The sequence below is a fragment of the Sphingopyxis sp. GC21 genome, assembly GCF_025727575.1.
GTDB lineage: Bacteria > Pseudomonadota > Alphaproteobacteria > Sphingomonadales > Sphingomonadaceae > Sphingopyxis > Sphingopyxis terrae_A.
In genome coordinates, this window is the sequence record NZ_CP095845.1 from 2,319,378 (window position 1) to 2,340,732 (window position 21,355).

Sequence of the window (21,355 nt, forward strand, 5' to 3'; positions counted from 1 at the left end):
TGACATGGCGCGCGAATAAATTTCGCGACGACGCTCTTTTGCGATAGCGTCGCGCATCAACAACGACCGAAGGGGGCGTGTGATGAAGTTTCTCGATGGATATCGTGAACAGGCCTATGCGCTGCTGCGCATCGTCGCCGGCCTGCTGTTCCTCGCGCACGGGGTGCAGAAATTCTTCAATTTCCCGACCGATTTTCCGATGCCGCTCAACCCGATGCTCTATGCCGCCGGAACGATCGAACTCGTCGCGGGCGCGCTGATCATCATCGGCCTGTTCACGCGGCCCGCGGCCTTCATCGCCAGCGGCATGTCGGCGGTCGGCTATTGGGTCGTTCACGCGCCGAACGGGCTCTATCCGATCGTCAACGGCGGCGAGACGATCATCCTCTATACCTTCATCTTCCTGTTCATCGCGACGCGCGGCGCCGGGATATGGAGCATCGACGCCAGCCGCTCCAAAGACTGAACGGCTTTCGCGTCAGGGCGCCGTCGCTCTCAGCTTCCCGGCCCCTCATAGGCTTCGACGATCCGCCCGACGATCGGGTGACGCACGACGTCGGCGCTCGTGAAGCGGCTAACGTTGATGCCTTCGAGCCCTTCGAGCCGCGCGACCGCATCGGCGAGGCCCGATGTCGCGGGCAGCGGCAGGTCGACCTGCTTCGGGTCGCCGCAGATCACCATGCGGCTGTTCATGCCGAAGCGGGTGAGGAACATCTTCATCTGCGGGATCGTCGTATTCTGCGCTTCGTCGAGGATGATGAAGGCATCGGCAAGCGTGCGCCCGCGCATGAAGGCGAGCGGAGCAATCTCGATCTCGCCGCTCGCGATGCGACGTTCGACCTGCTCGGCGGGCAGGCAATCGTGCAGCGCGTCGTAGAGCGGACGCAGATAGGGATCGACCTTTTCCTTCATGTCGCCAGGCAGGAAGCCGAGCTTCTCGCCCGCTTCGACCGCGGGGCGCGACAGGATCAGGCGCTGGACGCTGCCGGTGATGAGCTGGGCGACGGCCTGCGCAACCGCAAGATAGGTCTTGCCCGTGCCCGCGGGACCGAGCGCGAAAATCACGTCGTCGCGTGCCAGCGCCTGCATATAGGGAATTTGCGAGGGCGCACGCGGGACGATCGTCTTTTTGCGCGTGCGGATCATCACCGGCGGCGCGTCGTTGGTTTCGTGGCGGATGATGCCGTCGAGCGTCGGCTGCGCCGTCATCGCGATCACCGCGTCGACCAGCCCGCTGTCGATCTCTTCCCCGCGTTCGATCCGCGTATAAATTTCGGTCAGCACATCGCGCGCGCGCGCTGCGGCTTCGGCCTCCCCTTCGATCTGCACGCGGTTGCCGCGCGCCGAAATATAGACGCCGAGCCTGTTCTCGATCGCCACCAGATTACGGTCGAACTCGCCGAACAATATGCCCAGAAGCTGGGTTCGCTCGAACTCCACCGACAATCGGACGCGGTCGCCGGGTTCGGCGGGCGATGCGGCGGTCAGCGGGCGTTTCGACACGTGGGCAGGGCTCCTTCTTTCAGTAACAACCTGTGTACTCCCGCGAAGGCGGGAGTCCATCTCCCGTGGCACCGGAATGCGGCGAAAGGAGATGGGTCCCCGCCTTCGCGGGGACACCCAAACTCAAAGCCGGCGCTAGGCAACCGCTTCCATCAACGGCTCGGCGCCAAGGCTGTTGGGCCCGGCCGATGTAATCCGCACATCGACCATGTCGCCGATCGCGAGACCCGGCGCCGTCACATGCACCGATTGCAGCCAGGGTGACTTGCCGATCAACTGGCCGTCATGCTTGCCCTTGCGCTCGAGCAGCAGGCGCGTCGCGCGCCCGACCGTCGCTTCGTTGAACGCCTGTTGCTGCTGATTGAGCAGCGCCTGCAACCGCTGGAGGCGGTCGTTCATCACCGCTTCGTCGATCTGTTCGTCCATCGTCGCGGCCGGCGTGCCGGGGCGGCGCGAATATTTGAAGCTGTACGCCATCGCGTAATTGGTCGCGCGCACGATATCGAGCGTCGCCTCGAAATCGGTCTCGCTCTCACCGGGAAAGCCGACGATGAAGTCACCAGAGATCGCAATATCGGGACGCGCCGCGCGAACGCGTTCGATGACGCGCAAATAGCTGTCGACGCTATGGCTGCGGTTCATCGCCGCCAGAATGCGATCGCTGCCCGCTTGCACCGGTAGGTGAAGGAAGGGCATCAGCTTGTCGACCTCGCCATGCGCCGCGATCAGCCCGTCGGTCATGTCGTTGGGGTGACTGGTGGTATAGCGGATGCGCTCAAGCCCGTCCTCCCGCGCAAGCTCGCGGATCAGGCCGTCGAGGCCGATCGCCCGGCCCTTGTCATCCTCGCCGTCCCACGCGTTCACATTCTGCCCGAGCAGGGTGATTTCGCGCACCCCGCCCGCGATGAGCGCGCGCGCCTCGGCGATCAGGTCGGCGAAGGGTCGGCTGATCTCGGCACCGCGCGTATAGGGCACGACGCAATAGGTACAGAATTTGTCGCACCCTTCCTGCACGGTCAGAAAGGCCGTCGGGCGCTGACCACCCGCGCGCTTCGGCAGCGCGCCGAACTTGCTTTCGAGCGGCATGTCGAGGTCGATCGCCTTTTCGCCGCGTTCGGCGCGCGCGATCAGGTCGGGCAACCGGTGATAGGCCTGCGGGCCGACGACGACATCGACGCTCGGCGCGCGACGCGCGATCTCGGCGCCCTCGGCCTGCGCGACGCAGCCGGCGACCGCGATCGTCGGCGTGCTCCCGTCCTCGCGCTTCAGTCGGCCGATGTCCGAATAGACCTTCTCGGCCGCCTTTTCGCGGATGTGACAGGTGTTGAGCACCACCAGATCGGCATCGGCGCCGTCGGCGGCGGGAAGATAACCCTGCATCCCCAGCATCTCCGCCATGCGTTCGCCGTCATAGACGTTCATCTGGCAGCCGAAGGATTTGACGTGGAAGGTCTTGGCGGGATTTTTGGCGGGGGAGTCGGATGTCATCGGCGCCCTATAGGCGATGGCGGCTGATCGCGGAAGGGTTTGGCGTCTCCGCCATGGCGCCGGCGATCGCAGCCCGCGCCGCCTCGGCCAACAGCTTGCGGTCCGCCTCGGCATCGTTGGGCAGCGGATCGAGATAATGGATGGTCAATGTGATCGGCCGCTTGCGCGCCAGCAGACGCTTGAAATTGTCGAGGCCGGATTCGGGATCGAGCCACGCGATATCGGGCGCATCGACCCCATAGTCGAGGAACACCGGCTGCACCTGAAGCCGCGGCGGCGTCGGGATCACCGCCTGCAACAGCGACGGCCGGAATGGCAGCAAGCCGTCGCCCGGCCCCGTCGTCCCCTCGGGAAACAGCGTCACCGGGCGCCCGCGCGCAAGCGCATTGCGCAGATCGTTCGTCTGATTGTGAATCTCGCGCTTCGCCTCGCGCTGGACATAGATGGTGTGATTCTGGTCGGCGAGCCAGCCGACGAGCGGCGTCGTGCCGACCTCGGCCTTGGACACGAAGGCCGATCGCGCCGCACCGCCGAGCGCCAGAATGTCGAGCCAGCTGACATGGTTCGACACGAACAGGACATCGCGGCGCAGCCGCGTGCCGGTCGTCGTGATCCGCAACCCCGCGATCCAGCCGACCGCATTCAGAAAGGCCATGACCATCGGCGATGGCCGCCCGATGGCGCGGTAGAAAAGGTGCGGGACGATCAGGAAAAAGAGCGTCAGCACCATCAGCGCAAGGCGAAAGACCGAGCGCCAGGTGATCCGGGCGCGATCAGTCGCGCTTGCGATCGATGGCGACACCGTAAAGCTCCATGCGGTGATCGACGAGGCGGAAGCCCAGCCGTTCGGCGATCACCTTCTGCAACGCTTCGAGTTCGGGATCGACGAATTCGATCACCTTGCCCGTTTCGACGTCGATCAGATGATCGTGATGCGCCTCGGGCGCGGCTTCGTAGCGCGAACGGCCGTCGCCGAAATCATGGCGGTCGAGGATGCCCGCTTCTTCGAACAGGCGCACGGTGCGATAAACGGTCGCGATCGAAATGCCGCTGTCGATCTTCGACGCGCGCTCGTACAGCGTTTCGACGTCGGGATGATCTTCGGAATCCGAAATCACGCGCGCGATGATGCGACGCTGTTCGGTAATCCGCAGGCCCTTTTCGTGGCAAAGGGCTTCAAGATCGATGGAACCGGGCATGATGGCCTTTCGTGCAAAGCGCGCAGGTCGCGTCCTGTTTCTTCAATCTGTATAGGGTCGCCCCGCGCATAGAACAAGGGCGGCGCCCCCCGGCACCGCCCCTGCATTCTGCGCCGTGAAAAGCTCAGACTTTCTTGCGCTTGCGGCCACCGCCGCGTCCCTTGGTGCCAAGGCCGATCTCCTTGGCGAGCGCGCGGCGCCGCTCGGCATAATTGGGCGCAACCATCGGATAATCGGCCGGAAGGCCCCACTTTGCGCGATAATCGTCGGGGGTCATGCCATAGTGGGTCATCAGGTGGCGGCGCAGCATTTTCAGCTTCTTGCCGTCTTCCAGACACACGATATGGTCAGGCTTCACCGACGCGCGGATCGACACCGCGGGCACCGGCTTTTCTTCTTCGACCGGCTTTTCGCCAAGGTTCGACAAGGCAGCGTGGACGTTGTTGATCAGGATCGCGAGATCGGAAATCGCGACGCTGTTATTGCTGACGTGCGCCGCGACGATGTCGGCAGTCAGTGTGACGAGCATTTCATTTGTATCGGCAGACTCCGACATGAAACTCATTCCCCATATAAAGACCCGGATAATCAGCGATTTGATTATTGGGGGGTTCCTACCCCGAGGAAATTCATGCCATTTTGGTGGGAATTTCGCAATGCCTCAATTGCTAATGATCGGCGTCCTTGACTGGGCGGCGCATCGTAATCGCATCGCGCATTACGCCGTCGCGCCCGCGATAATAAGCAGGGCGCCGTCCGCACTCCGTAAAACCGGATGTCCGGTAAAGATGAATAGCGTCATTGTCGGCCCGCATTTCAAGGAAATAGTCTTCGGCGCCTTCGCCCGATGCCCAATTCTGCCAGTCGGCCATGAGTTTTTTTGCGACGCCGCGGCCGCGAAAGGCCGGGTCGACGGCGAGCAGGAGCAACTCGCTTTCGGGACCGGCGATCCGCGCCGCATAAAAGCCGCACGCCAGCTCCCCTGCCCATGCCAGACAGATGCGTGCCGAAGGTAGTGCGAACAGCGTCAGCAACTGACCTGCGCTCCACGCTTCGCCATAGGCGGGATCGAAGGCCGCATCCATGATCCGCATCGCCGCGTTCAGGTCCGCGACGCGCGCGGTGGCGATCCGCACCGCCTCGCTCATGGGGTCGCCATCGGTTTTGCGTCGGGCGCCCGCCCGTAAATGGGACGAGGGTCGTCGAACAGGGCTTCCGCCGGCAGCGCAGGCAGCGCCCGCGCGTCGGGCAGCATCGCCAGCGCCTCGCCGAAGCCGCGGCGCGCCACAAAGGCTTCAGCGCGATTGCCGACGATCAACGCATCCCCGTTCGCGATGGCGGCGTCGGGCAACAGCGATTGCACCGGCCCGCGCGGCGTCAGGTCGGCGTCGAAGGGCTGGACGAACCATTGGCCGTGCCCGCCCTCCATGACGACGAGCGCGCGGCCTGCCGCCGCAATCGGCGCGGCCGCCGCCGCGGCGACGAGGGCCGGGGTCGAAAAGCCGCGCACGGGGATTCCCCAGGCCAGTCCCAGCGCGCGCGCCGCCGCGACGCCGATGCGCACGCCGGCAAAGCTGCCCGGCCCGCAGCCAACCAATATCCCGGCCGCTCGCCCCCCGCCTTGCAGTTCGGCGATCAGGGGAACCAGCCGCTCGGCATGGCCGCGTCCGATCACCTCGTGCCGCGCATCGACCACGCGCGCGCCATCGATCAGCGCGACCGTGCAGGCCTCGCTGGCACAATCGATGACGAGCCGGAGCGCGTCAGGCGATGCGGTTGAAGCGGTCAAAGTCCGGCCGCGGGCTGCGGTCGAAGATGCTCGCCGGATCGCCATAGCCCAGCGTCGAGATGAAATTGCTCTTCACATTGGGCGTATCGGCAAAAAAGGCGGCGTCGACAGCGTCGTTGTTGAACCCCGACATCGGCCCGGTATCGAGCCCCAGCGCCCGCGCGGCTAGGATGAAATAGCCGCCCTGCAGGCTGGAGTTGCGGAACGCGGTGGTCGCGGCGTGCGGCGCATTGCCCGCAAACCAGCTCCGCGCGTCGGTGTGCGGAAACAGCTCGGGCAGATGTTCGTAGAATTCATTATCCATCGCGATGATCGCGGTGACCGGCGCCTTCAATATCTTTTCGGCGTTCGCGGGCATCGACAGCGCGGCGAGCTTTTCCTTGGCGGCGTCCGAAACGCACCAGACGATGCGCGCCGGCAGACTGTTCGCGCTCGTCGGACCGAATTTCATCAGATCCCAGATCGCGCGAAGCTGTGCGTCCGACACCGGCTTGTCGAGATAGCCGTTATAGGTACGCGCGGTGCGGAAAAGCTGGTCGAGGGCGCTGTCGGAAAGCGGCTCGCTCATCGGGACATACTCCTGTGGCTGGGATCAGATCAGACCGCGTGGACGGCGGTGACTTCGGGAACATAATGTTTGAGCAGCGACTCGATCCCGTTCTTGAGCGTCGCGGTCGACGAGGGACAGCCGGCGCAGGCGCCCTGCATCTTCAGATAGACATTGCCCTTGTCGAACCCGCGATAGACGATATCGCCGCCGTCGTTGGCGACCGCCGGGCGGACGCGCGTTTCGATCAATTCCTTGATCTGGTCGATGATGTCGGCATCGGCCGGGTCGTCGGCAAAGCCCCCCTCCGCCTCGCCCGGAACACTGATCCCCGCGGCGCTCGCCGGGTTGAACAGCGGCATATCGCCCAGGAAATGATCCATGATGATGCCCAGCACATCGGGCTTCGCCATCGACCATTCGGCGCCGGGCGCGATCGTCACCGACACGAAGTCGCGCCCGAAGAAGACGCCGCTCACATCGCCGAGCGTGAACAACGCCTGCGCCAAGGGCGAGGCTTCGGCCTCTTCGGGGCTGGCAAAGTCGCGGGTTCCCGTTTCCATGACCGGACGGCCGGGCAGGAATTTGAGCGTCGCGGGGTTCGGCGTCGATTCGGTTTCGATCAGCATGGGTCGCATTTGGGACCGGGCGGCCCTTTGTGCAAGGCGCCGCGCCGCGCTACACGCCAAATATGCGCCCATTCACCCATTTTGCCGCCATCGACTGGTCGGGCGCCCGCGGCGCGCGCCAGCGTGGTATAGCACTCGCCGTGGCGAGCGGCGCGGCGGCGCCCGCGCTCGTCCGGCCGGGGCATGTCTGGTCGCGCGCGGAAATATTCGACTGGCTCTGCGACGTCGCCGCCCAAGGCACCGACATGCTGATCGGCTTCGATTTTTCGGCTGCTTTCGCCTTTGCCGACCGCGATGCCTATTTCCCCCAATGGTCCGACAGTCCGCCCGATATGCCCGCGCTGTGGGCGCTCGTCGCGCGCCATGCGGCGGACGATCCGCATTTCGAGGCGCATGGCTTTCTCAGTCATGCGGAGGCCCGCCGCCATTTCCGTCACGCAAAGGGCGATGTCGGCGACTTGTTCGAGGGTGGCGCAGGACGGCTGCGTATCGTCGAACAGCATCAGCGCGCGACCCGCCAGGCGGCGAGCGTAAGCAATTTCAACCTCGTCGGCGCGGCGCAGGTCGGCAAGGCCAGCCTGTCCGGAATGCGGCTGCTCCACCATCTTGGCGGCGCCCTCCCGCTCTGGCCGCTCGACCCGGCGCCCGAACGCGGCCCGCTGCTCGTCGAAATCTACACCGCGCTTGCCGCGCGCGCCGCGGGCGTGCCTGCCGGGCGCAGCAAGATCCGCGACGGCGCCGCGCTCGATACCGCGCTCGCGGCGCTCGGTTCGCCGCCGGCGGGGCTCGCAGGGCCGGTCAGCGACCATGCGAGCGACGCGCTGCTCAACGCCGCATGGCTTCGCGCGATCGCCGCCGATGCGGCCCCTTGGTCCCCCGAACCGCTCACCCCGACGATCGCACGCACCGAGGGCTGGACCTTTGGCATAATTTGACGCAAGGGGCGCGAACGCGCCGGCTTAGCTCAGTTGGTAGAGCAACCGCCTTGTAAGCGGTAGGTCGTCAGTTCGAGTCTGACAGCCGGCACCACCTAAGATACCGAAAACTTAGTATTATTGTCGATTTTTGGCAGTCATTCTGGTATCGCCGTGGTTATCCGTGGGTCCAGATTGTCTCCGTTTGCTCCACCCCATCGCTCGGCTGAGGGGCCAAGAATTGAAGGGCCGTTTCGGCAAGCAGTTTGGTGGCCCCACATATGCTCTCAACATTGCAGATTCGCGCCCCTTTACATAGGGCAAGCCCTACAAAGTAGCGAATTCGAAGGACCTTTTTTTTTCTCGTTCCGCCATCCGGTTCGCTGCTCTGGAAGCCGACTTTTATGAGCAGCTCAAAGTGATCGGCGAACAAATACATGATCCCCGCTCGTCGGCCACCGACGGGCCCGACAGCAAATGGTCGAGCGCGACCACGAGGAGCGACGCGACGGCGCCCATGATTGTCAGGCCTATACTGGTCGGCAGGCCGATGAAACGGTGATTGATATAGCCAAGCGCCGCGGCGAGCACGATCATGATTGCCGCCGCATCAAAGGGCGTGATGACGAGGCTCATCGCGTCGCTTCCCTTCTTGTCGCCCTCCGCTGCCGCCGTTGCACCGCTTCTATTCTTCGGGCGGGGCGGCGGCCCATGCAGCGCGTGCCTTTAGACGGTCGAGGTCATGGACGAACATCCCGGCCTTGCCTGCCCGTTCGAGCGCCAGCGCCGCATGCGACCGCGCGCAGTCTTCATAAAGCGCCGGGTCGTTCCTCGCCAGCGCCTCGAGGGCGAACTGGAGGCGCATCTGGACTTCGACCAGTGCCGCACCGTCGCGGGCGATCGGATTGAAGAAATCGTCGAAGAGGTCGCGCGGTGCCAGGTCATGGGCGTGAAGCCCCTCGAAACAGGGCTCCTGTGGCTCGGACCGGGCATCGCCATAGGCGAGCATGACGCGCAGCCCGGCACCGATGACTTCGATTGCGGTGCCCGGGTCGTTGACCGCGGGCGACAAGGCTCGCGACGCGATTTCGGAGAGCACGATCAGCCCGAAGCGTGGATCCTGATCATATTCGCGATCGGCACCAATGGTGATGCATTTGGCGATCCGGGCGGCGCAGTCATCGTGCGCGGGCGGCGACACGTAGGCGACGGGACGCGCGGCATGAACGAAGGATCCCGCGATAACGTCTATATGAATGGTAACACCGGCATTGGCGGCGATGTCGGCGAGCGCGGCCATGTCGATGTGCCGGACATAACCGACGTCCGGGCACATAACTTCGGACGCGCCATAAGGGATCATCGTCCAGGGCCGCGCCCCGAGGCGCGGGCGGCTACCCCATTGCCCCGCAGGTGCGGTCGCGGCCTCTTCTACACGCTTGATCGTGTCGCCTACGCGCCCGAACTTGCCCAGTTGCTCGATCCAGCGCAGCAGGGTGCCGGCAATGATCAGCAGGACGGCAAGTGTGGCGCCGAACAGGATGATCCGCCCCTTGTCGCTGTAGAAGCCGGCGGCGAGGCCGATGATCCCCACGATGCTGAAGAGAAAACTGCCGATGAAGGTCGCGAGGGTGTTTTGCGCGACGGAATCGCTCAGCAGCAATTTGGTCGACCGCGGGGTGACGTTAGCCGCCGCCGCCGAATAGGCCGACACCATGACCGAAAGCGAGAAAGTCGTGACCGCCAACATGCTCGAAGCGAGGATATCGAGGATATTGCCGACCGACCCTGCCGCCAGGGTGAGGTTGAAGTCATAGGGGATCAGAGGCTCGGCTATCGCAGCGAGCACTGCTGTTGCTACCGCCGCGAGGCTGAACATCGCCGCGCGGACCCATATCTGCTTCCTGAACTGGCGCAGCAGCCAGCTGGTCCGGCCGATGAACGGCCCGTCGAGCGGCATCATTATGGCCTTCCGAACGCCATCGCAGCGTGCCGTATGGGCGGATATTGCACCTTCATCCTCCTGTCGCTGCTGCCTTTCCCCCGGTTATCGGGTGGGGGGAGCGCTGCCCGTGTTGGTAGCACGGGCGGACCCCGACTGCATCAGCCGCGCATCCTCGTGCCGTTCAGGCCGGATGTAGATGGAGCTGATGTCGGGTGCCGCCGCCTTGAGCTCGGCCTCGATCGCCGCGATGAGCGTCTCGGCGTCGCCCATGAGCAAGTCATCCTCGAAATCGACGCTCACCGCGACGAATATCGCCTTTGGCGCGGTGTGAATGGTGCGAACATGATTGACCGCACTGACGCCCGCACGCGCGCCCACCATCATCCGGATCATGGCAATGAGCGCCGGATCGGCGGCTTCACCGATCAATAGCCCCTTCGCTTCGCGGGCCAGCAGCGCGGCGACTGCAGCGAGGATGAGGCCGATCGCGATCGATGCGGCCCCATCGATCCGCGCATCGCCGGTCGCATGACTGAGCCAGACTCCTGCCGCGGCGATGAGGAGCCCGGCAAGCGCCGCGCTATCCTCGAACAGGACAATGAAGGCTGCGGGATCCTTCGACTGCCGGATCGCCTGCCACCAGCTGCGTCCGCCGCGCCCGGCATCGAAAGCCCGCACGGCCAGCGCCCAAGATGCACCTTCGAGCAGGAAGGCGATCGCGAGTACGATATAGTTTATCGCGGGATCGCGGAGCGGAGCTGGGGCGCGGATATGGATCCAACCCTCATAGATCGACATGCCCGCGCCCGCCGCGAAGATGAGGATCGCCACCACGAATGCCCAGAAATAGAGTTCGCGGCCGTAGCCGAAGGGATGGCGGGCATCGGGCGAGCGGCTCGCCCGGCGCTGGCCATAGAGCAGCAACATCTGATTGCCGCTGTCGACGAGCGAGTGAATGCCTTCGGAGGCCATCGATGAGGACCCGGTAATGGCGGCGGCGACGAATTTGGCCGCAGCGATGCCAAGATTGGCGAAAAGCGCGCCAAAGAGCACGATATTCGCCTTGAGATGACGAAGCGAAAGCGCGTTACTCATCGATCCGTCCTGACGAGCATCGACGGCCTGACTGTCAACATATCCCGCGATCAGGGCAGCGCATAGGCCACGACCTCATCACCGACGGGTGTCTCCATGAAATGATGGCCGCCAGCATAGATGACGATATATTGTTTGCCATTGGCTTCATATGTCATCGGCGTGGCCTGGCCACCGGCGGGCAGGACGTCGGACCAGAGCGTCTTTCCGGTGGCGAGGTCGATTGCCCGGATCAGATTGTCGGTGGCGGCGGCGACGAAGATGAGACCGCTCGCCGTCACCACGGCGCCGCCATTGTTCGGCGTGCCGATGGTGACGGGCAGCATCGAGGGGATGCCGAACGGCCCGTTGGTGCGGGCGGTACCGAGCGGGCGGTCCCAGATCGTCTTGCCGGTCGCGATGTCGATCGCGCGAATGCCGCCATAGGGGGGCTGTTTGCACAGCAGCCCTGTAAAGGGCAGCCGCCATCCGGCGTTGACGTCGATCGCATAAGGGGTATGGACTTGGGGATCGCCTGCCCCTTCCGCCCCGCCGATATTGCCGCGGGCCTGATCGCGCGGCGCCCAGCCCATTTCATTTGCTTTCCGCCGCGGTACGAGGCGCACATAGTTAGGCATGTCGTTATAATTGGCAACGATCACCCCGCGCACGGGATCGACAGCGACCCCGCCCCAGTCCGTGCCGCCATTGTAGCCGGGATATTCGATCGAGCGCCGCATGCTTTCGGGAGGTGTGTAAAAGCCCTTGTAGCTCGCCTGGCGGAACTGGATACGGCAGATCATCTGGTCGATCGGCGACATGCCCCACATATCCTTTTCCGTCAGGTCGGGCTTGCGCAGCGTGTGCCAGAGCGACACGATCTGCGTCGGCGCGCGATCCTTGGGCTCGACGCCGCCGCCAGGCGCCCTGATCGTCCCGATCGGGGTCAGCGGCTTGCCCGTTCGCCGATCGAGCACATAGATGTCGCCCTGCTTCGACGGCAGCACGATCGCTGGCACGGTTCCGTTCGCACCCGGAAAATCGATCAGCGTCGCTTGCGCACCGAAATCATAATCCCACACGTCCTTCTTGACCGCCTGGAAATGCCAGCGGGGCTTGCCCGTCGTCACGTCGAGCGCGACGAGCGAGGTTGCATATTCATTCTCAGCGGGGCGCCGCAGGCTCGAGTAATAATCGGCCGCGGCATTGCCCATCGGCAGATAGACGAGGCCAAGCGCTTCGTCGCCCGAAGCGATCGTCCACATGTTCGGGGTTCCCCGCGCCCATGTTTGGCCTGCGGGAGGATAGCCGTCCCAATCGGGATGCATCATGTCCCATGCCCATTTGAGCTTGCCGGTTACCGCGTCGAAGCCGCGGATCACACCCGATGGTGCCCAGCGGTCCTGCCCGTCGAGCACTTGGTGCCCGGTCACCACGACCCCGCGCACGATCGTCGGTGGCGAGTTGATCGAGACATAGCCGGGGGGCGTGTTCCCCATGCCGATTTTGGTATCGACCTGACCGTTCGCGCCGAAATCCTGGCAGGGTCTGCCGGTGGCGGCGTCGAGGGCGAAGAGCCGCGCGTCAAGCGTTCCGAAGATGATCCGCCGCGCGCAGGGCTGAACGTCAGCTGCGGTCGGAACGGCATAATAACTCACGCCGCGGCAAGCCGCTGTATAGGGGATTGCATCATCGGGGACCTTCGGGTCGAAACGCCATCGCTGCTTGCCGGTCGCCGGGTCGAGCGCCATGACGATATTCTTCGGTGTGCAGATGTAGAGGCTGTCGCCAATCTTGAGCGGCGTATTCTCCGCGCCATAAGTCCCTTTGGCGGCGCTGGACGGTAGATCGCCGCTATGGATCGTCCAGGCGCGCTTGAGCGTGCCGACATTGGCGGGCGTTATCTGTGCGAGCGGCGAATAGCGACGCGCGCTTTCGGTGCCGCCATAGGCAGGCCAGTCGACCCCGGTCTGCATGAGCGCCGGGTCGGTCATCGCCATCCGGCTCGCCGGCAACGGCCCGAGCGGGCGCGATGCATTCAGCCAGCCAAGGGTGGCGCCGCCTGTGGCCAGCAGGAGAAGGACGAGCCCGCTTCCTGCAAGCGCAAATCGCCAGCGCCGGGGCCGCGCCGACAGCGCGGCCATCGCGAACAGCACAGCGACAAGGAGCACGGCCGGCGCGACGACGCGCGGTACGAGCGCCCAGCCGTTGCCGCCCACTTCCCAGAACGCCCAGAGCAGCGTGAACAGCATGACGGCGCCGTAAAGCCAGCCGCCAAGCATCCGCCCGCGCATCAAGAGCAGGCCCGCAGCCAGCATTGTAGCGCCTGTGGCAAGATAATAGAGGGACCCGCCGAGCAGCGCGAGCCAGAGCCCTCCTGTCACAAGCACAAGCGCAATGAGTGTCAGGAGCGCGCCGACGAAGAGCGCGATAAGGGGAGCCGGAAAAAGCGTGCGGAAGCGGATCATCGCCAGTCCTTCTTGTGGGGCGCGTATAAAGCACCGGACGCGCGGCAGGGCGGCCGCATCGCGCACCCCGACAAGGCAGTAACACGCCGCAGCGCCGAACGATGCGTCGCGCCGAAGTAAATGTTGCGCGGGCGGGCCTCCCCCGCGACCGCGCCGCCGACAGATATTCAGGGGCGGGCATTATTCTGGGAGACCTAGGCCGTGTTGACAAAAGGGATTCCCAAGCCCGCCTCCTTCTGATTCAAGACTGCTTTTGAGGAGCAGTCATGGGTCGCGGGGATTTGTCGGATGCGGAGTGGGAACTGATCGGGCCACTGCTGCCGCCTGAGCGCGGCCGTTGGGCGCGGCCCGCGGGCGATAACCGGTCGGTCAGCAGCCGATCGAGAAAGGCGCCAATAAGCACGAGGCCGATAAGCGCGATCGTCGCGACGACGGTTGCGGCGACGAGCCAGCCATCGCCGGTTCCGGCCGCCGGAGGCCCGCGGGCCGGATCGGGCACGAGCAAGGTCGCCGACATGGCGGTAAAATGCAGCAGCAGCACCGCCGCGACCGCCAGCGACGCGGGCAGCAGGATACGCCATTTTTCCTTGAGCTTGCCGAACAGCCAGAAGGCAGCGACAAATATCATCGCGGTAAGCACGAAGGCAGCGGCGATCGCCGGCCAGTCGTATTGCACCGCGACCGGCGCATCGATCGCGGCCATCCCGGCAAAATGCATCGCTGCGACCCCGATTGCCGCCATCAAGCCCGCCATCCCGCTCGCGGCGGGCCGAAATTCCCTGCCGAGAACAAGAAAGGCCGACCAGAAGGCGAGGATCGCAATGACGACCGAAGTTGCGGTCATCCCGGGCGCGAAACGCAGCGGGACCGCGCCGCGATAGGCCAGCATGGCAATGAAATGGGTTGCCCAAACGCCGACCCCGGCGGCCAGCGCGGCGATCGCGAGCCATTGACGCCGCCGGGCATCGACGCAGTCGAGCGATCGGCCGAGCAGGAGGAAGATCGCGGCGCTCCCCAATATCCAGACAAAAGCCGCGAGAAGGACGAGCCGCATGTCATGCTCGCCTGAAATGCATTCGAGAACCTTGAACATCGAGCTGCCCCTTTCACAAGGCGTCCGGCTTGCCTGCAAAGCGGTAAATCGCCTTCTAGCAGCAGCGCGCGAGACTGGTCCGAATTGAATGTTTGCCGCGCGCTCCCAATCAAAAATGCAGGTTGATTGCTTGCCCATGTCGATTTGCCGGTGGGTCGGCGCGCCGGGCTGGCTTGGAGTTGGGAACCGCGATCCTGCCATTATGGACGCAAAAGCCGGTCTCCCTGCGCGGCAAGCGGACAATGGCTTTAACGGGACTGCAGACGAAATTTTTCGGCTGCGATGTCACAGTCTGCCTCTCTCCCTCGTCAAGCAGGTGATGCCGCCACCGGCTCGACAGGAAAGGATGATGATATGAAGCGCTTGAACTGGTCCGAAGTCGCTCCCGCCGGAGCCAGGGCATTCTTCGGCGTGCATCAGTATGTGACAAACAGTAGCGCGCTTCCTGCAGAATTGATCCACCTGGTCTTCCTCAGGGTTTCCCAGATCAACGGCTGCGCGCATTGCATCGATCTGCACACGCGAGACCTTCTCCAGACCATGCCGGTCGACAAGGTCGCTCTGCTTCCCGTGTGGGAAGAAGTCCCTCACCTTTTCCCGGAACAATATCGCGCAGCGCTCGCTTGGGCGGAAGAGGTCACGCGCATCAGCGAGACGCATGCGTCCGACGCAGCCTATGCCGCCGCGTCCGCCGCATTCGAGGCGAAAGATCTTGTCGATCTGACAATCGCGATCGCTGCAATGAACGCCTTCAACCGGCTGGGCGCGCCCTTTCGCCTCCCGGTGGCGGCGAAGCCCTGAGCACCGGAACGCAAGCCTGCGAGCCGGCTCCTGGCCCGCGCTGGCCGAACCGGTCCGATTATTTTAGCAGGAAAAGCGGACGCTAGGCCGCTGCGAGCGGAACAAGAGCGCTGCGCCGATGAGCACGAAGCAGAGGCATAATGCATATTTCCACGCGAAGCGCTGCAGATCGCCCAGCTCGATCCCGAGAAGAGCACATTTCATATAGACCGCCGCGACGAGCGGGCTGGGCCACATTAAGGTCACACATCCAGAAACCAATAATTCGACATTTTGTTTCACTATATTAATGGCTTAGATAGGCTCCGGAAGCCGCGCCACCGTTCCTCCTCCGATACGACAGTCCGAATTACCGTCGATAATCCTTGGCCCTGAGGCCATATTTCGTCAATCGGTCGTAAAGCGTCTTGCGCGGCAGCGACAACCGTTGCTGCACCTCGTCCACCTGTCCCTTTGCATCGCGCAGCGCGTCCTCGATCACTGCGCGTTCAAAGCGGGCGACCAATTCACGTAGGCTTTGCGGCTCCGCATTGTAGGCTGAGCCCTGTGCGATTCGCGTCAGACCAGTGGCGAAGTTGCGCGCAAAGGTGCGCAGTTCGCGTATATTGCCCGGCCAGTCGTGACTCAGCAGATGGCGCCACTCGGCCTCGCCGAGTTCGCTTGTCTCCAGTTCCAGTTCGGCCTCGAACGCGGCCACAAATTCGCGGAAGAGATCGGGAATATCCTCGCGCCGGCTGGCCAAATTGGGCAGCGCGATAGCAATGCCGCCGAGCCGGTGGAGCAGTGCGGGATCGAGCGGCCGCGCGCCTTCTCCTTCGCCCGCGCTGCGCGAGATGGCGATGATACGGACGTCCACCGAACGTGGTCGCTCGGCGCCGATCGCGAGGAAACGGCGCGTGTCGATCAGGCTCAGCAACTGCCCTTTGGCGCGCTCGGGAATGCTCTCGATCTCGTCGAGAACCAGCGTGCCACCCTGCGCCCGTTCGACGAGGCCCGACCGTGACAGCGCCACCGAAGGATCGCGCCCGAACAGGATCAGATTCGCGTCGTCGTGCATCAGAACGCCTGCATCGACGGTCACGAAAGGCCGGTCACGCCGCGGGCTGAGGTCGTGGACCAGCCGCGCGACGAAATTCTTGCCCACACCCGTCGGCCCGGAGATCACCAGATCAACATCGGCACGCGCCACTTCGGCGATCAGGCGCTGCAGCCGCTCGGCGGTCTGCGAGGAGCCGCCGATCCGCCGATGCTCCCGCTCGCGCAGCGCGTCGCGCAGGCGCCGGTTTTCGAGCACCAGCGCGCGCCGGTCGTGCGCCCGGCGGATCGCATGCACTAGCCGCGAGACCGAATAGGGTTTGGTAAAAAAGTCCGCCGCACCATTTTTCATCGCCTCGACGGCCATCGCGACATCGCCATGCGCGGTCGTGAAAATCACCTGCATTTCGGGATCGAGCGCGCGCAGATGGTCGAAAAAGGCGATCCCGTCCATTCCGGGCATACGGATATCGCTGACGATCACGCCGGCAAAGGCGGGGGTGACGGCACGCAGCGCGGATGGAGCGTCGGCGTGGGCCGACACCTCGAAACCTTCGAGCGTCAGCGCCTGCACCGTCGCCTCGCGCAGCGTCTCGTCATCCTCGACGAAAAAGATCGTGGGCGGCGCGCCGGTCATGCGCGCGGGATCGTCATGACGAAGGTCGTCGCGGATGCGTCCGCTTCATAGGCAAGCTCGCCGCCAAGATCGCGCATGATGTCGCGCGCGATGACAAGTCCGAGGCCGAGGCCGTCGGGCTTGGTCGTCGCGAAGGGCCGGAACAGATCGTCGGCCTGCGCCAGCGAAAGCGGCGTCCCGCTGTCGATCACGCGCAGACAGACGGCATCTCCCCCTGCCTCGACGGCGACGGTCACCCTGCCCCCTTCTCCGGCGGCATCGAGCGCATTTTGCAGCAGGTTGACCAGCACCTGTTCGAGCCGGACATGTTCGGCGGCGACGACGACCTGCGTTGCCTCCTCGGGCGGCAGGGCAATGGCGACGTGCATCGACCGGATGCGATCGCGCAGCAGCAGCAGCGCCCCGTCGATCGCCTCGCCGAGCGGCATTTCGCGGCGGTCGGCGGGTTGCCGCCGGCTGAAGCGCCGCAGTTCGCCGGTGATCCGCCCGATCCGGTCCGCCAGATCGACGATGCGGGCAAAATTGCCCGACGCCTGCTCGACTTCGCCGGCCGCGAGCATCTTTTGGCCATTTTCCGCAAAAACCCGCGTCGCAGCGACCGGCTGCCCGATCTCGTGCCCGACGCCGGCCGATATCTGGCCGAGCGTCGCCAGTCGGTTGGCCTGCGACAGCTGTTCGCGCAGCGTGCGGGTTCGCTCGTCGAGCAGCGCCTGCGCTCGCGCATCGCGGCGGCGGCGCATCACGACGCCCGTCGCAGCAAGGGCCGCCAGCACCAGAAAGCCGAGCGCGAGCGCCAGCCGCCCGGTCGCCACCGCCGCATCGACGCGCTGCGCCGGATCGGCGAGAAGGTGCAGCACCCATCCGTCGGGAAGGATCGGCTGCCGCGTGTCGAGCAGCGGGATGCGCACCGCCTCGCCCTCGTTGGGCGAAACGATCGCGAGCGGGCGCAGCGTCCGAATGCCGAACTGCCGCAGATCGGCCTCGGCGTCGCGCGCGTAGGCGCTCGCGCCTTGGGCCAGATGAAACCGCCAACGCTCGTCGCTTGCCAACAGCACCACCCCGTCGCGATCGGTCACATAGACGCGCTGGGCCGTGTCGCGCCAACTCCTCTCGAGCCCGTCGAACTCGACCTTCACTGCCACCACACCCAGCGGCGCGGCGCGCGTCCCGATGCGCCGCGCGATGTAGAGCCCCGGCTCGCGGCTGACAGTGCCGAGCGCGAACTGGGTGGCCGAGCCGTTGGCGAGCGCATCGTGAAAATAGCGGCGAAAGGCATATTTCGACCCGACGAAACTGGTCGGCAGCCGCCAGTTGCTCGCCGCGAGCGTCGTGCCGTCGGGGCGCATCACATAGATCGCCGCCGCCGCCGATTGGCGCGCAAGCGCCTCGAGCCGCCCGTTGAGCGGCGCCACTGAAGCACCGTCGCCCGCGGCCAGCGCGCGCACCTGAGGATCGTCGGCGAGCGCGATCGGAAGCAGGCTGAACTTGTCGAGCTCGCTGCGCAGGCTCGACGCCAATATCGCCGCATCGTTACGCGCGAGCCCGGCCTGCTCGGACAGCGCGCGATCGTGCATTACCCGATCGGTGATCGCGACCGCGAGCGCGATGACGAGCAAGGCACATAGCCCCGCAGCCAAGGCCCAGCGCCGCGCGCGCAGATCGATTCCCAGCACCGTCATCGGCCGATTGATGTGCGAATATCCGCACTTTGTATATCCAAAATATGCGGAAATCTGCACAAAACTGATAGGAGATCATCGTAAGCTGTTGTTTTATATAGAGCCGAAGGAAGGCAGCGCGATCGTTGCGCCCGCCGCGAACCATCCTAGAATTCCCGCAACAGCCGGTTCGAGCCGGCGGACAGGGGACAGGATGGCATGGGGTCGATCAGCATCGCGGCAGATAAAGGCATGGCCGGACGCAAGCGCGTACCGCTCTATCGCCAGCTCTATTTCCAGGTTGTCGTGGCGATTTTGCTCGGCGCGCTGCTGGGGCATTTCTATCCCGATGCCGGCGAGGCGCTGAAGCCGCTGGGCGACGGCTTCATCAAGCTGGTGAAGATGATCATCGCGCCGGTGATCTTCCTGACGGTCGCGACCGGCATTGCCAGCATGAAGGACATGTCGTCGATCGGCAGCGTCGCGGCCAAGGCCTTCATCTATTTCCTGACCTTTTCGACACTGGCGCTCATCGTCGGCCTGGCGGTCGCCAACATCGTGCAGCCCGGCGCCGGGCTCAACATCGATCCCGCCGCGCTGGATACCACCGCAGTCGCGACCTACGCGCACACCGCCGATGAACAATCGCTCGCCGGCTTCCTGCTCAACATCATCCCGACGACGCTGTTCAGCGCGATGACCGACGGCGAAATCCTGCAGGTTCTGCTCGTCGCGATCCTTTCGGGCGTCGCAATCTTCACGACGCGCCCCAAAAGCGACCTCGTGCTCGATCTGCTGACGTCGTTCAGCGAAGTGATCTTCAAGCTTGTTCACATGCTGATGAAGTTCGCGCCGATCGGCGCGTTCGGCGCGATCGCCTTCACCATCGGCAAGTTCGGGATCGGGTCGCTTGCCAGCCTCGCGACGCTCGTCGCGACCTTCTACCTCACCTCGCTGCTGTTCGTGATCGTCGTGCTCGGGTTGGTCGCACGCTTCACCGGCTTTTCGATCTTCGCGCTGATCCGCTATCTTCGCGAAGAGCTGCTGCTGGTACTGGGCACCTCGTCGTCTGAAGCGGCGCTGCCCAGCCTGATGGAAAAGCTCGAAGTCGCTGGCTGCCGCAAGACGGTGGTCGGGCTCGTCGTGCCGACCGGCTATTCGTTCAACCTCGACGGCACCAACATCTACATGACGCTCGCCGCGCTGTTCATTGCGCAGGCGACGGGCATCCACCTGTCGCTCGGCGAGCAGCTCGCGCTCGTCCTTGTCGCGATGGTCAGTTCAAAGGGCGCGGCCGGGGTGACCGGCGCGGGCTTCGTGATCCTTGCCGCGACGCTCTCGGTCGTCCCGTCTGTTCCCGTCGCGGGCATGGCGCTGATCCTCGGGATCGACCGCTTCATGAGCGAATGCCGGGCACTCACCAACTTCATCGGCAATGCGGTGGCGACGATCGTCGTCGCCAAATGGGAAAAGGCGCTCGACACCGATCGGCTGGCGGCGGCGATGGCCGGCACGCCGATGGCGCTGCCGAGCGAGGATAGCGAGCGCCACGAACGCTCCGGCCCGCACAGCCTTGCGATGGCCAAGTCAGGAGAAGGCGCATGATCTCGCGGCGGTCAATCCTTGCCGGCAGCGCGGCGCTCGCAGGTGCCTTCGGCGCTGCCGGATCGGCCCCGGCGCTTGCCTTTGCGGTTGAGGAAATTCCGCTCTGGCCCGGCAAACCGCCGGGGGGCAACGGACCCAGCGGTCCCGAAAAGATCGGCGGCGCGGGGTCCGGCTATGGCGCAGTCTCGAATATCGCGACCCCGCGGCTGCGCGTCTACCGGCCCAATATCGCCAACGGCCGCGCGGTGATCGTCTGCGGTGGCGGCGGCTATTTCCGTATCCAGCTGTGGAAGGAAAGCACGCCCGCGGCGAAATGGCTCCAGCTGCACGGCTATACCGTGTTCGAGTTGATCTATCGGCTTCCGCGCGACGGCTGGGACGCAAGCGCGCCCTTCGCCGACGCGCAGCGGGCGATGAAGATCGTGCGCACCCGCGCCGCCGATTTCGGCATCGCGCCCGACCGCATCGGAATCATGGGCATGTCGGCGGGCGGGCACCTCGCAGGCTTCACCGCGCTGCGGCCCGACCAAAAATTCTACGACGGCACCGATCGTTTCGAAAACGCCCCGGCACGCCCCGACTTCGCGGCGCTGCTCTTTCCGGTGGTGCAGTTGCGCAAGCCGTTCGACACGACGCGGACGCGGCGCGAGATTATCGGCGAGCATCCGACCAAAGTCGCCGAAGATGCCTGGTCGCTCGATACGTTGGCGAACAGCGACGCGCCGCCGATGATCCTATTTTCGGCATCCGACGATCCGATCGCACCGCCCGGCCATAATCTGTCGCTGTTCCAGGCGATGCTCGCCAAGGGCGCGAAGGCCGAGCTGCACATTTTCGAGGAGGGCGGCCACGGATGGGGCCTCGGCACGCCCGACCAGATCCTCAGCCAATGGCCCGATCTGTTCGAAGCCTGGATGACCAGGCGGCCATTCGATCGATGAATACAGACAACAGGGGAAGGGAAATATCC

At 64.7% G+C, this 21,355-nt stretch carries 21 protein-coding genes and 1 tRNA gene; 6 read left to right on the forward strand and 16 right to left on the reverse strand.

Translation table 11 applies throughout. The features are described 5' to 3' along the window. Window positions 1-82: 82 nt before the first annotated feature. Window positions 83-466 carry a DoxX family protein gene (locus MU856_RS11150; protein ID WP_058813372.1) on the forward strand — a complete coding sequence of 128 codons (384 nt, stop codon included), beginning with the start codon at window positions 83-85 and terminating at the stop codon, window positions 464-466. Window positions 467-495: 29 nt separating this feature from the next. Here MU856_RS11150 and MU856_RS11155 read toward each other — a convergent pair whose 3' ends face one another. The 9 genes from MU856_RS11155 to MU856_RS11195 form a co-directional block, all read right to left on the reverse strand. Next, window positions 496-1,503, reverse strand: coding sequence for a PhoH family protein (locus MU856_RS11155; protein ID WP_086456848.1), 1,008 nt, complete (start codon window positions 1,501-1,503; stop codon window positions 496-498). 135 nt (window positions 1,504-1,638) lie between these two features. Continuing rightward, window positions 1,639-2,991 (reverse strand): tRNA (N6-isopentenyl adenosine(37)-C2)-methylthiotransferase MiaB, encoded by a 1,353-nt coding sequence (gene miaB / locus MU856_RS11160; RefSeq protein WP_263587605.1) that lies wholly within the window; start codon window positions 2,989-2,991, stop codon window positions 1,639-1,641. Window positions 2,992-2,998: 7 nt separating this feature from the next. After that, a complete protein-coding gene (locus MU856_RS11165; protein ID WP_263587606.1) occupies window positions 2,999-3,793 on the reverse strand; it encodes a lysophospholipid acyltransferase family protein in 795 nt (264 codons plus the stop codon). After that, window positions 3,765-4,190 carry a Fur family transcriptional regulator gene (locus MU856_RS11170; RefSeq protein WP_003039883.1) on the reverse strand — a complete coding sequence of 142 codons (426 nt, stop codon included), beginning with the start codon at window positions 4,188-4,190 and terminating at the stop codon, window positions 3,765-3,767. The genes MU856_RS11165 and MU856_RS11170 overlap by 29 nt, the downstream gene beginning before the upstream one ends. 124 nt (window positions 4,191-4,314) lie before the next feature. Further along, window positions 4,315-4,746 (reverse strand): MucR family transcriptional regulator, encoded by a 432-nt coding sequence (locus MU856_RS11175; RefSeq protein WP_086456850.1) that lies wholly within the window; start codon window positions 4,744-4,746, stop codon window positions 4,315-4,317. Between the two features lie 112 nt (window positions 4,747-4,858). Then, entirely contained in the window at window positions 4,859-5,338 is a 480-nt protein-coding gene (locus MU856_RS11180) for a GNAT family N-acetyltransferase (protein ID WP_062768585.1), read from the reverse strand. After that, entirely contained in the window at window positions 5,335-5,979 is a 645-nt protein-coding gene (gene tsaB / locus MU856_RS11185) for a tRNA (adenosine(37)-N6)-threonylcarbamoyltransferase complex dimerization subunit type 1 TsaB (protein ID WP_263587607.1), read from the reverse strand. The genes MU856_RS11180 and tsaB overlap by 4 nt, the downstream gene beginning before the upstream one ends. Beyond that, window positions 5,954-6,547: a malonic semialdehyde reductase gene (locus tag MU856_RS11190; RefSeq protein ID WP_263587608.1), complete on the reverse strand. Its 594-nt coding sequence runs from the start codon at window positions 6,545-6,547 to the stop codon at window positions 5,954-5,956. Before MU856_RS11190 ends, tsaB begins: the two co-directional genes overlap by 26 nt. 29 nt (window positions 6,548-6,576) lie before the next feature. Continuing rightward, window positions 6,577-7,155 carry a NifU family protein gene (locus MU856_RS11195; protein ID WP_003039891.1) on the reverse strand — a complete coding sequence of 193 codons (579 nt, stop codon included), beginning with the start codon at window positions 7,153-7,155 and terminating at the stop codon, window positions 6,577-6,579. A gap of 62 nt (window positions 7,156-7,217) precedes the next feature. Here MU856_RS11195 and MU856_RS11200 point away from each other — a divergent pair, with 62 nt between their 5' ends. Both MU856_RS11200 and MU856_RS11205 read left to right on the forward strand, forming a co-directional pair. Continuing rightward, complete coding sequence (locus tag MU856_RS11200) at window positions 7,218-8,090, forward strand: hypothetical protein (RefSeq protein WP_263587609.1); 873 nt, start codon at window positions 7,218-7,220, stop codon at window positions 8,088-8,090. 18 nt (window positions 8,091-8,108) lie between these two features. Further along, window positions 8,109-8,184, forward strand: a tRNA-Thr gene (locus tag MU856_RS11205). 287 nt (window positions 8,185-8,471) lie between these two features. Here MU856_RS11205 and MU856_RS11210 read toward each other — a convergent pair. The 5 genes from MU856_RS11210 to MU856_RS11230 form a co-directional block, all read right to left on the reverse strand. Further along, window positions 8,472-8,705, reverse strand: a complete 234-nt coding sequence (locus tag MU856_RS11210) for a hypothetical protein (protein WP_263587610.1) — start codon at window positions 8,703-8,705, stop codon at window positions 8,472-8,474. Between the two features lie 49 nt (window positions 8,706-8,754). Continuing rightward, window positions 8,755-10,032 carry a DUF2254 domain-containing protein gene (locus MU856_RS11215; RefSeq protein ID WP_263587611.1) on the reverse strand — a complete coding sequence of 426 codons (1,278 nt, stop codon included), beginning with the start codon at window positions 10,030-10,032 and terminating at the stop codon, window positions 8,755-8,757. 84 nt (window positions 10,033-10,116) lie between these two features. After that, window positions 10,117-11,109 carry a cation diffusion facilitator family transporter gene (locus MU856_RS11220; protein WP_263587612.1) on the reverse strand — a complete coding sequence of 331 codons (993 nt, stop codon included), beginning with the start codon at window positions 11,107-11,109 and terminating at the stop codon, window positions 10,117-10,119. A gap of 50 nt (window positions 11,110-11,159) precedes the next feature. After that, complete coding sequence (locus MU856_RS11225; protein WP_263587613.1) at window positions 11,160-13,556, reverse strand: membrane-bound PQQ-dependent dehydrogenase, glucose/quinate/shikimate family; 2,397 nt, start codon at window positions 13,554-13,556, stop codon at window positions 11,160-11,162. 241 nt (window positions 13,557-13,797) lie between these two features. Next, window positions 13,798-14,787 carry an MHYT domain-containing protein gene (locus MU856_RS11230; protein ID WP_202988359.1) on the reverse strand — a complete coding sequence of 330 codons (990 nt, stop codon included), beginning with the start codon at window positions 14,785-14,787 and terminating at the stop codon, window positions 13,798-13,800. Between the two features lie 144 nt (window positions 14,788-14,931). Here MU856_RS11230 and MU856_RS11235 point away from each other — a divergent pair, with 144 nt between their 5' ends. Further along, window positions 14,932-15,450, forward strand: coding sequence for a carboxymuconolactone decarboxylase family protein (locus MU856_RS11235; protein ID WP_234178579.1), 519 nt, complete (start codon window positions 14,932-14,934; stop codon window positions 15,448-15,450). A gap of 349 nt (window positions 15,451-15,799) precedes the next feature. On the opposite strand, the gene MU856_RS11240 is transcribed toward MU856_RS11235, so the two are convergent. Together MU856_RS11240 and MU856_RS11245 are read right to left on the reverse strand one after the other, a co-directional pair. Next, window positions 15,800-17,122 (reverse strand): sigma-54-dependent transcriptional regulator, encoded by a 1,323-nt coding sequence (locus MU856_RS11240; RefSeq protein WP_263587614.1) that lies wholly within the window; start codon window positions 17,120-17,122, stop codon window positions 15,800-15,802. After that, on the reverse strand, window positions 17,119-18,801 hold the full coding sequence (locus MU856_RS11245) for a sensor histidine kinase (RefSeq protein WP_263587615.1): 1,683 nt from the start codon (window positions 18,799-18,801) through the stop codon (window positions 17,119-17,121). Before MU856_RS11245 ends, MU856_RS11240 begins: the two co-directional genes overlap by 4 nt. Window positions 18,802-19,032: 231 nt before the next feature. Here MU856_RS11245 and MU856_RS11250 point away from each other — a divergent pair, with 231 nt between their 5' ends. Both MU856_RS11250 and MU856_RS11255 read left to right on the forward strand, forming a co-directional pair. Then, on the forward strand, window positions 19,033-20,385 hold the full coding sequence (locus MU856_RS11250; protein ID WP_263587616.1) for a dicarboxylate/amino acid:cation symporter: 1,353 nt from the start codon (window positions 19,033-19,035) through the stop codon (window positions 20,383-20,385). Then, a complete protein-coding gene (locus MU856_RS11255; protein WP_263587617.1) occupies window positions 20,382-21,326 on the forward strand; it encodes an alpha/beta hydrolase in 945 nt (314 codons plus the stop codon). The genes MU856_RS11250 and MU856_RS11255 overlap by 4 nt, the downstream gene beginning before the upstream one ends. Window positions 21,327-21,355: the final 29 nt, after the last annotated feature.